This is a genomic window from Streptomyces rectiviolaceus, assembly GCF_039533825.1.
Lineage (GTDB): Bacteria > Actinomycetota > Actinomycetes > Streptomycetales > Streptomycetaceae > Streptomyces > Streptomyces rectiviolaceus.
In genome coordinates this window covers 1-9,612 of sequence record NZ_BAAAUG010000230.1, presented here as the reverse complement: position 1 = coordinate 9,612, position 9,612 = coordinate 1, and the positions used below count along the sequence as shown (strand labels likewise).

General features: G+C 70.9%; 6 protein-coding genes and 1 pseudogene. 4 read left to right on the top strand and 3 right to left on the bottom strand.

The window, feature by feature from the left end; genetic code table 11:
* A pseudogene (locus tag ABD378_RS42910) lies at window positions 1-666 on the bottom strand (hypothetical protein); the annotation flags it as partial.
* Between the two features lie 274 nt (window positions 667-940).
* Entirely contained in the window at window positions 941-2,329 is a 1,389-nt protein-coding gene (locus ABD378_RS42905; protein ID WP_344530764.1) for an NsdA family TPR-like regulatory protein, read from the bottom strand.
* A 298-nt stretch (window positions 2,330-2,627) separates the two neighbouring features.
* Here ABD378_RS42905 and ABD378_RS42900 point away from each other — a divergent pair, with 298 nt between their 5' ends.
* The 3 genes from ABD378_RS42900 (at window position 2,628) to ABD378_RS42890 (ending at window position 5,845) form a co-directional block, all read left to right on the top strand.
* The gene (locus ABD378_RS42900; protein WP_344530762.1) at window positions 2,628-3,275 is read left to right on the top strand and encodes a bifunctional DNA primase/polymerase; all 648 of its coding nucleotides are present in this window, start codon (window positions 2,628-2,630) and stop codon (window positions 3,273-3,275) included.
* 141 nt (window positions 3,276-3,416) lie between these two features.
* On the top strand, window positions 3,417-4,217 hold the full coding sequence (locus ABD378_RS42895) for an ABC transporter ATP-binding protein (RefSeq protein ID WP_344530760.1): 801 nt from the start codon (window positions 3,417-3,419) through the stop codon (window positions 4,215-4,217).
* A gap of 14 nt (window positions 4,218-4,231) precedes the next feature.
* The gene (locus ABD378_RS42890) at window positions 4,232-5,845 is read left to right on the top strand and encodes a transporter (RefSeq protein ID WP_344530758.1); all 1,614 of its coding nucleotides are present in this window, start codon (window positions 4,232-4,234) and stop codon (window positions 5,843-5,845) included.
* Between the two features lie 284 nt (window positions 5,846-6,129).
* On the opposite strand, the gene iscB is transcribed toward ABD378_RS42890, so the two are convergent.
* Window positions 6,130-7,530: an RNA-guided endonuclease IscB gene (gene iscB / locus ABD378_RS42885; protein ID WP_344530756.1), complete on the bottom strand. Its 1,401-nt coding sequence runs from the start codon at window positions 7,528-7,530 to the stop codon at window positions 6,130-6,132.
* A 634-nt stretch (window positions 7,531-8,164) separates the two neighbouring features.
* Between iscB and ABD378_RS42880 the strand changes: the two genes are divergently transcribed.
* Window positions 8,165-9,547 (top strand): PAS domain-containing protein, encoded by a 1,383-nt coding sequence (locus tag ABD378_RS42880; RefSeq protein ID WP_344530754.1) that lies wholly within the window; start codon window positions 8,165-8,167, stop codon window positions 9,545-9,547.
* The last annotated feature ends 65 nt before the right edge of the window (window positions 9,548-9,612 follow it).

Sequence of the window (9,612 nt, the reverse complement as noted above, 5' to 3'; positions counted from 1 at the left end):
GTGGGCCCCGCCCGCACCCGGCCCCGCGTAGGGCCCGTCGGCGGCGGGCTGCCCCGCGTGCTGACCGCCGTGCGGCTGGCTCGCGTACTGATCACCCTGCGGCTGCCCGGCATGACCACCCTGAGCGTGGCCCCCGTACTGCCCGCCCTGGGGCTGGCCGCCCTGCGGCTGCCCGCCCTGAGGCTGCCCCGCGTACGGCGCACCCGTGCCCTGCGTCCCGTAGGGGGCACCCTGCGCCTGACCGCCATAAGCGGCGCCAGGAGCCTGACCGCCGTATGAGGCGTCCGACGGCCGGCCTCCGTACGAGGCGTCCGACGGCTGGCCTCCGTATGAGGCGTCCGACGGCTGGCCCCCGTAAGGAGCGCCCTGCGTATAGCCCTGCTGCTGCGCACCCTCGGCGGGCAGCGGGGTACCCGCTCCGTATGTCTGCTGCTGGCCCGGCGCGGCGTCCCACGCCTGGCCTGAGCCGGGCGGCGGCGGGTCCGCGGGGGCCGGGCCCCACGGCTGGCCCCAGGGGCTGCCGCCCGCGGGGGCCACGTGGTCGCCGGTGGTGCCGGGCATCAAGGGCTCGCTTCCGTCGGCAGGCAGCACGATGCCTTCGTGCGCGTGCCGGTCCGCGGGATGCGGATCGGAGGAAGCGGCACCCTGCCCGCTCTGCTGCGTCACCGGGACTCCTACGAATGGGGGACCTACGGAACCGTCGGCTCACGCTACCGGGTCGCCACAGCCGTCTGCCACGCAGCTCAAACCTCCGAGACCGCCTCAATCACGGAAGTAACAAAAGATCTCCGCGAAACGCTGATTACGTCACCGAGAAGGATCGATCGCGTACGGGAGTTGGCTGTTCACGGTACGGAAAGGACGGGGACGGGCCACGTTCACCGGTGCGCGACACACATCACAAACCCTTCACGCACCCGATCCCGCGCCCCGCGCCCCTTCACGCCGCCTGGACGTCGATCCGCGCCCCGAACTCCCTTACCACCGGCTCCTCGCGGTACGGCTCGAGCCGCTGCTGGAAGTCCTCCAGGTACTCGGCCCCGCGGTTCGACCGCAGCGTGCCGAGCAGTTCGACCGCCTTCAGGCCCGTGTGGCACGCCTGCTCGACGTCCCGCCGCTGCACCTGCGCCGTGGCGAGCAGGACCAGACCGATCGCCCGCCGCCGCGCCCGCGTCTCCGGAAGCCCCGCGAGTGACTCCTCGGCGCTGCGCGCCGCCGCGTCCGCCTGCCCCAAGTCACGGTGACAATGAGCCAGTTCATCGGCCAGATACGCATGGTCGAAGTGCCGGATCCACACGGGGTCGTCGCCCGAGTCCGCTTCCCCGGCCGCCCGGTCCATCGCCTCGACCGCACGGCCCGCGACGACCTGCGTCGACCGCCCGTCCCCGAGCAGCGCGTGCCCCCTCGCCTCCGCGGCGTAGAACATGGCCTCCGCGCGCGGGGTGACCCGCCCGCGCGTCCCCTCCTGGGCCGCCCGCGCCAACTGCGCGATCTCGCGCGGGTTTCCGAGCTGGGCCGCGAGATGGCTCATGGACGCGGCGAGCACATAACCGCCGTATCCGCGATCGCCCGCCGCCTGCGCGAGCCGCAGCGCCTGGATGTAGTAGCGCTGGGCCAAGCCCGGCTGGCCCGTGTCCACCGCCATGTACCCGGCGAGCTCCGTCAACCGCGCGACGGCGGCGAACAGTTCGCGCCCCACCGCCTCGCGGTACGAACCGGCGAGCAGCCCCGAAACCACACTGTTGAGGTAATGCACGACGACCGGCCGCACATGCCCGCTGCCGTACTGGTGGTCCAGCTGCGTCAGCGCCTCCGTCATGGCCCGCACCGCCGCCACGTCGGAAAGCCCGACCCGCGGCCCGGCCATCCGGCCGACCTGCGCGTCCGGGGACGAGATCAGCCAGTCGCGGCTCGGCTCGACGAGCGCGGACGAGGCGACGGACGACCCTGACAGGAAGTCCCGCCGCCCCACGTCGCTGCGCCACAGCTCGCAGACCTGCTCGATGGCGCCGAGCACGGTGGGCGAGAACTGCAGGCCGACGCCGGAGGCGAGGTTCTTGCCGTTCGCCATGCCGATCTCGTCGATCGTGACGGTCCGGCCCAGCTTGCGGCCGAGCGCCTCCGCGATGATGCCGGGCGCCCTGCCGCGCGGCTGCTGACCGCGCAGCCAGCGGGCGACCGACGTCTTGTCGTAGCGCAGATCGAGACCGTGCTCCGCGCCGCACATGTTGACCCGGCGGGCCAGGCCCGCGTTCGAGCAACCCGCTTCCTGAATGAGTGCCTGCAGCCTTTCGTTGGGCTGCCGCGCGACGAGCGGCCTTGCGGCCATGGCGTACCCCCTGATGTGCACCGTGGTTCATCTGGACGGAGGGGCCGGAATCAGCCACCCCAGATGATCAATGCCCTTGGAACAAACGGAAGATGCACCACAAACGGACCATAAGTCGGTAACTGGGCTTCTTCGGAGTGCCCCAGCCTTGGCTACCCGCACATGGAACCCATTCCCCATGCGCGCCCCCGCCCGTGCACCCATGCGCCCCACATGCAGGATCGATGCTCCGCCCCCGCGCACGCGACGGCCGTAACCGTAGGTGTCGGGCGGAGTTGAGAAGTCCGTGGAAGAGACCATGGGAGTCACGTCAGCCGCGCACATCCCGAAGCAGCGCGGAGAATCCTTGCTGGACACGGCCGTGCGATACGCGGAAGAGCGCCACTGGGACGTGTTCCCCGGGACGTGGCTCGAGTCCGTCGAGGGGGCCGAAATCTGCTCGTGCGGTGACGCCGCGTGCACGACGCCCGGTTCGCACCCGGCGCGCGAGGACTGGGCGACGCAGGCGACGGGCAGCGCGACCGTCGCCAGGCGGCTGTGGAACAAGCAGCCCAAGTCCTCGATCCTGCTGCCCACGGGCCGCACCTTCGACGCGATCGACGTACCGGAGACGGCCGGGTTCCTCGCGCTCGCCCGCATGGAGCGGATGGAGCTGACGCTCGGCCCCGTGACCTGTACGCCCGACCGCCGGATGCAGTTCTTCGTCCTCCCCGGTGCCGCGGCGAAGGTGCCCGACCTCGTACGCAAGTTGGGGTGGCCGCCGGCCGCGATCGACCTCGTGGCGCTGGGCGAGGGAACGTACGTGGCCGCGCCTCCGACCCGCTTCGGCGCGACGGGCGCAGTGCAGTGGGCGTGCCGCCCCACCGCGGCGAACCGGTGGCTCCCCGACGCGGAGGAGATCATCTCGCCGCTGGCGTACGCGTGCGGTCGCGAGGCGCGGCGGTAGCGGATTCCAGCCTGTCCGGCGTTCGAGGACGAACTCGGCGAAGCCGGTGATCGGACGAACTCTGCGAAGCCGGTGATCGACGGTGCCCAAGACGTATCGTGCACAGTCAAAGGGCGGCGACGACAAAGGGCGGCGGACACTGTGAGCGAGGAGAACCCGGCGGCAGCGCCAGTACCGGCCGCGGTGCGGGTGCAGGGGCTCTGGAAGGCCTTCGGCCAGCAGATCGCCGTCGCCGGGATCGATCTCACCCTCCCCGCGGGCAAGTTCATCGGCCTCGTCGGCCCGAACGGCGCGGGGAAGACCACCACCCTCTCCATGGTGACCGGCCTCCTCCGGCCGGACCGGGGCACCGTGGAGGTCGTCGGCCACGACGTCTGGACCGACCCCGTCCAGGTCAAGGCCCGCATCGGCGTCCTCCCCGAGGGGCTGCGCCTCTTCGAGCGGCTCTCGGGGCGCGAACTCCTCGCGTACACCGGACGGCTGCGCGGGCTCCCCGGTGACGAGGTCGACAAGAGAGCGACCCAGCTCCTGGACGTACTCGACCTCGCGGGCGCCCAGCACAAACTGGTCGTCGACTACTCGACGGGCATGCGGAAGAAGATCGGTCTCGCCTCGGCCCTGCTCCACAACCCCGAGGTCCTCTTCCTCGACGAGCCCTTCGAGGGCGTCGACCCGATCTCCGCGCAGACCATCCGCGGCGTCCTGGAGCGCTACACCGCATCCGGCGCGACCGTCGTCTTCTCGTCGCACGTCATGGAGCTCGTCGAATCGCTCTGCGACTGGGTCGCCGTGATGGCGGCGGGACGCATCCGCGCCCAGGGCACCCTCGCCGAGGTGCGCGGCGCCGCCCCCTCGCTCCAGGAGGCGTTCCTGGAGCTGGTCGGCGCGGGGGTACGCGACACCGGCTCGCACCTCGACTGGCTGGGCGGCGGCACCCGATGAGCACGGCGCCCCCGATGAGCACGGCGCCCCCGGCCACGGCTGCCCCCTCCCCCTCCATCACCCCCGTCTTCGTACGCCTGAAACTCTCGCTCCTGCGCAACGGCTTGCACCAGTCGACCGGCCGCCGCGCCGCCTACATCGCATCGGTCGCCGCGGCCCTCCTCGTCGCCGCCCTCCAGCTCCTCGGCCTGATCGCCCTGCGCGGCAACGAACACGCCGCCACCGTCTCCATCCTGCTCACCGCGGTGCTCGCGCTCGGCTGGGCGGTGATGCCGCTCTTCTTCGCCGGCGGCGACGAGACCCTCGACCCCACCCGCCTGGTGATGCTGCCGCTGCGCCCCAGGCCGCTGGTGCGCGCGCTGCTCGTGGCGTCCCTGGTGGGCATCGGGCCGCTCTTCACCCTCTGCCTCGCGCTCGGCTCCGTGATCTCACTCGCGCACGGCACGGCGGCGGCCGTCACCGGGGTCCTGGCCATCGCGCTGACCCTGCTCGTCTGCGTGGCCCTGGCGCGCACCGTCGCCGCCGCCAACATCCGGCTTCTGACCAGCCGCAAGGGACGCGACCTCGCCGTTCTGAGCGGCCTGGTGATCGCGGTCGGGGCGCAGGTGGTCAACTTCGGTGCGCAGCGGCTCGGTTCGTCGGGGCTCTCGCAACTCGACCCGGCGGCGGACGTGGTGCGCTGGCTCCCGCCCGCATCGGCGATCGGCGCGGTCGACTCGGTGAGCAAGGGCTCGTACGGCACCGGGATCGCCCAGCTCGCCCTGAGCGCGGCGGCCCTCGTCACCCTCCTCGCCCTCTGGCAGCGCAGCCTCACCCACCTGATGACGACCCCCGACGGCTCGACGCTCGCGGCAGCGGAACCCACCAAGGCCCGCTCGGCGCGCGGCCTGGGCACGCTGCTGCCCGGTGGGCGCACCGGCACGGTCATGGAGCGCAGCCTGCGCTACGTGTGGCGCGACCCGAAGACGAAGGCGGCCTGGGTGACGTCCCTGGCCATCGGGCTCATCGTGCCGCTCTTCAACGCCCTGCAAGGCACCGGCTCCATCTACTTCGCGTGCTTCGCGGCCGGAATGCTCGGCGTCCTCATGTACAACCAGTTCGGCCAGGACACCTCGGCGTTCTGGATGGTCGCGATGACGATCTCTTCGACGCACGACGCGTACATCGAACTCCGCGCCCGCGCGCTGGCCCTCCTGGTGATCACCCTCCCGTACGCGACGCTGGTGACGGTCATCACGGCGGCCGTACTCGGCGACTGGACCGGCCTGGCGGAGGGGCTCGGCCTCTCCTTCGCCCTGCTCGGCGCGATGCTGGCGACCGGCGCCTGGTCATCGGCCCGCTTCCCCTACTCGATCCCGCAGGAGGGCTACAAGAACGTGGCCCCCGGTCAGGCGGGCCTGGCCTGGATCTCGATCTTCGGCGGGATGGTCGCCGCGGCGCTGCTCTGCGCCCCGGTGCTCGCCTTCACCATCTGGCTGCACGTATCGGGCGCGAGTTCCTGGTCCTGGCTGCTGCTGCCGCTGGGCGGGGCCTACGGCGCGGTGATCACGTACTTCGGCCTGCGGCTCGCGGCGCCGAGGGTGGCGCGGCGGCTGCCGGAGATCCTGACGGCGGTCAGCAAGGGCTGAGCCTGCGGACGCGGCGCCCGGGAACGCAGACGACCCGCGAGCCGTGGTTCCCGCCGTACGAGACGGTCGGGAAGCCGGCCGGACTCACCGGCGGCTCGCGGGTCGGGTGACTGCTTGGGATTGGGCCGGCTGCACGCACATCACACGTGCTGGTCCGGCGCCGAAATCGAGTTGCGACGACGGGCCACTAGCCCGCAGTCACCTCACGCGTCCGGTTTCCATACATCTGCCGAACCACCTCCTCTCCGTGATGACTCACACCCTAGGAACCGGGGCGGCTCGACTCAACCGCTTTTTCGAGAAGGCGGTGAGACGGACTCCTGCCGGGTGTCGTAGGCGTATCCGTCGCCGCGCTGAAGCAGCCGCAGGTTCCGGTGGGAGACATTGATCCGCCCCCTCGGCGTGGCGATGCTGTGCTGACCCCTGGCTCGTACAGCGACACGTCCGTTCCAGGTGCCCGCCCACTTTCCGGCGGGCACTGTCGCACGTACGAGATCGCCGGTGATGTATCCGAAATGCTGTTTGGTCCGGGCCCGGTGAAGTCGGGGAAAGCCGAAACGGTCGGGGGTGGTGCGGGCGTAGGAGCCACGCCCGGTGGCTTTCACGACCAGGACGCGGGCGGGCACGCGGACGATCCTGCCGCCGTACTCGCGATCCAGGTCGCCGACGGCGAGGGCGTCGATGGTGTGGGTCTTGTCGAGCCCCATCGCAGTGCGATTCCGTTGAGTGCGGCCGCCCGGCCAGACACGCACGGGTGGGCCGAGAACATTCAGTGCCTCGATGAGCTGTCGTCGGGTCGAGTTCATGACGGCGGCATCGCGCAAGGGCGTCCGGGTCTGAGCAAGGACCTCCGCAAGCAGCTCCGGCCGATCGGCGAGGAAGAGAGTGACGGGTGTGCTGCCCTTGGCCTGGTTGCAGGGCACGCAGGCGAGGACGAGGTTGGAGGTCCTGCTGGAACCGCCCCGACTGACGGGGTGAATGTGGTCGATGTTCAGAGCAACACCGGTCGCTCCGCAGTAACGGCAGGTTCTGCCCTGTGCGGAGAGCAAGTACGCGCGAGCGTCAGTACCGGCGAGTGTGCCGTTTCGGTACTCGCCCTCTCTGAATTGCTTGCCCGTGCTCATGGAGTGGGAGTCGAACCCGACGCTCTCCACATGGACCTCCGTGACCGGCGCGTACCGGCAGAAGCGGTTCATCAGGGAAACGGTGGTGTCGACCCGGTGGCGCAGTGAGGGGGCGAGCCAACCTTCCGGGCGGGTGCGGTTCTTGCTCCTCGGTGCTCTGTGGCGAAGGTTCGCGGACCGTCGTCTGTGCCGGTATCCGGCGCGCTGCTTCATGCAGTGGCGGATCTGGTCACCGCGGTGGCGGAGTTCGACCGCTATCAAACCCCGTCGCACGAGGGCGGCCTCCCCGCGTTGGTCCGTCTCCGTCCTCTCGTCCGTGAGGGCGAAGCCAGTTGCTTTGGATCCGGGGTCTACGCGCACCTGTACGCCGTCGACTTCCGATTGGACGCGAGTGCGGTCCTTGAGCCGGATGGTGAACGGGACTTGTAGGTGGACCACGGCGCGTCCGCTGTCGAGCAGTTGGCGGGCACGGGCAGGGTGGCACGGCATCAACGGCTGTCGGTCTTTGGCCAGTACGAAGACTCTGCTCGCGCCGATGCCTCCGCTGTACCTGGGTCGCATGGGAGCGTCACCGCTCCCGATCTCTGCCGTCTCCACCGCCGCGGCGGCCGATTCGGCGTGACGCCGACGGGGTCTGACGCGATGCCCGCCGGTCTCCCCTCGCCCATGTTCCCCGCCGGTGCCCCGCGCGGTGGCGGGGAGTCCGTGAGCCGTTTCGTCCTCGCTCCTGAGGGTGTCTGCTCTCACGCATTCCAGAGCGGGCTGCTGAGGAAGTACAGCCCGGTGGGTGTGCTCGCCTGCGGAAAACGTAGCCATCAAAAGGGCGCCTTCCTTTGACCTGGTGGTCTTGATGACTCGGGCTGATCACTCGGCATGTCCGTGCGACGAGACAGGCTCCGGCCGTGTGCCGAGGAGCGAGCGATCTCCCTTCGTGTGCTTCATCGCCGACGCTAGCGATCACACTGCTCATGGGGAGCCGGATCACTCGACGCCAGCCATTTGTGCGAATCTTTGGACGTGCGTCTGATTCTGGGCACCGCACCCGCTCCCCGCATTTCGCGGGCAACGATTTCGTCCAACTTCTGGGAAGTACCTGTGGGCTGCGTCACGTTCGAGTTCAATGATCTGACGTGCGGTACACGCGGAACATGCAGAACATGCAGCTCATGAGGACACGGCCTGCAGGGGGTGCCAGGTGAGTGCTTCCCGGCGTAGCGGAACCACCGACGAGCTGGGGCCGGAGGAACCCGAGCCCGGTGGGGCCGAATTGCTCGCGGCATTGCTGGACGGGATGGACGCCGCCTTGTGCGCGTTCGACGCCGACGGTGTGGTGACGCACTGGAACCGTGAGGCCGAGCGGATTCTCGGGTGGTCGGCGGCGGAGGCCGTCGGGCGGCAGGGGTTCGCGGGCTGGGCGGTGCGGACGGCCGACGCCGAGGAGGTCGAGGCGCGGCTGCTTTCGGCCATGGAGGCTCACGGGCGGCAGGTGCACGAGTTCGCGCTCCTGACGAAGGACGGCGGGCGGGTGCTGGTGCGGACCCAGTCCGCAGCCGTGCGGGGCGGTGACGGGAAGCCTTCCGGGGTGTACTGCGCGTTCAGCGAGGTCCACGCGCAGATCGACCTGGAGCGGTCCATCGCGCTGAGCGAGGCGCTGTTCGAGAGCGCGTCGTGGGGTGTGGTGCTCGTCGACGCCGATCTGCGTCCCGCCGTGGCGAACGAACATGCCGCGCGGGCCCTGGGCATGGGGCGTACGGCCTTGCTGGGGCGGCCCCTCGGGGAGTTGCTCGGGCAGGGCGTGGAGGAGTTGGAGAGCGCGCTGAGCCATGTGCTCGCCGAGGGGGCGCCGCCCGCGCCGGCCGAGATGTGGGTCTCCGTGCGGGCCACGGAGAGCGGTGAGCCGGAGCGGCGTTGCTGGCGCAGCGGCTTTCTGCGGCTGGCTTCGCCGCTCGCGGAGGAGCCGGTGCCCTTGGGGGTCGGCTGGCTCTTCCTTGACGTGACGGAGGCCAAGCAGACCGAGCAGGACGCGGCGCAACTGCGCTTCCGCTCGCAGCAGTTGCATCGTGCGGCGCGGGCTGCGGGTGAGTGCGAGGATCCGACGGAGGCGGCGACGGTCCAGCTGGACTTCGCCCTGGCCGGTTTCGCGGACCACGCGCTGATCGATCTGGTGGCGGGGGATGTGTGTGACGGGGGGCCGGTACGGCTCGTGCGCGCCGCCGCCACGCCCGCGGGCGCCCCCGGTCCGTGCCTGCCGGTGGCCAAGGCGGGCCTGCCCGTCCGCTATCTGGAGGGCCACCCGGCCCCGCAGTGCGTGGACCGGGTGGGTTCCGTACGGGCCAGCGCCGGCACCGCGTCGCCGGAGCGCGCCCGGGAGTGGGCGGCGGCCAGGCAGTGGCCGGAGGACTCCGTCCACGCGTTGTGCGCGGTGCTGCGCAGCCGGGGCCGGACGCTGGGCGTGGTGACGTTCCTGCGGGGCGCGAGCCGTACGCAGTTCGAGCGGGCGGATGCGGCTTATGCGGAGAGCGTCTCGGCGAGGGTTGCGGCTTCGCTTGACCTGGCCCATGTGCTGGGCGGCGGCTGACTTCCCCTGCCGGGGGGCGGGGGGGGGCGGTCCGCTGCCTTCCCGCCGGGGGCGGGTGCGCGGGG

Bases quoted from the DNA above. Each gene is read 5' to 3' on its own strand.
- ABD378_RS42905 (WP_344530764.1), bottom strand. From the start codon at position 2,329: ATGGCCGCAAGGCCGCTCGTCGCGCGGCAGCCCAACGAAAGGCTGCAG.
- ABD378_RS42900 (WP_344530762.1), top strand. From the start codon at position 2,628: ATGGGAGTCACGTCAGCCGCGCACATCCCGAAGCAGCGCGGAGAATCC.
- ABD378_RS42890 (WP_344530758.1), top strand. From the start codon at position 4,232: ATGAGCACGGCGCCCCCGGCCACGGCTGCCCCCTCCCCCTCCATCACC.
- iscB (WP_344530756.1), bottom strand. From the start codon at position 7,530: ATGCGACCCAGGTACAGCGGAGGCATCGGCGCGAGCAGAGTCTTCGTA.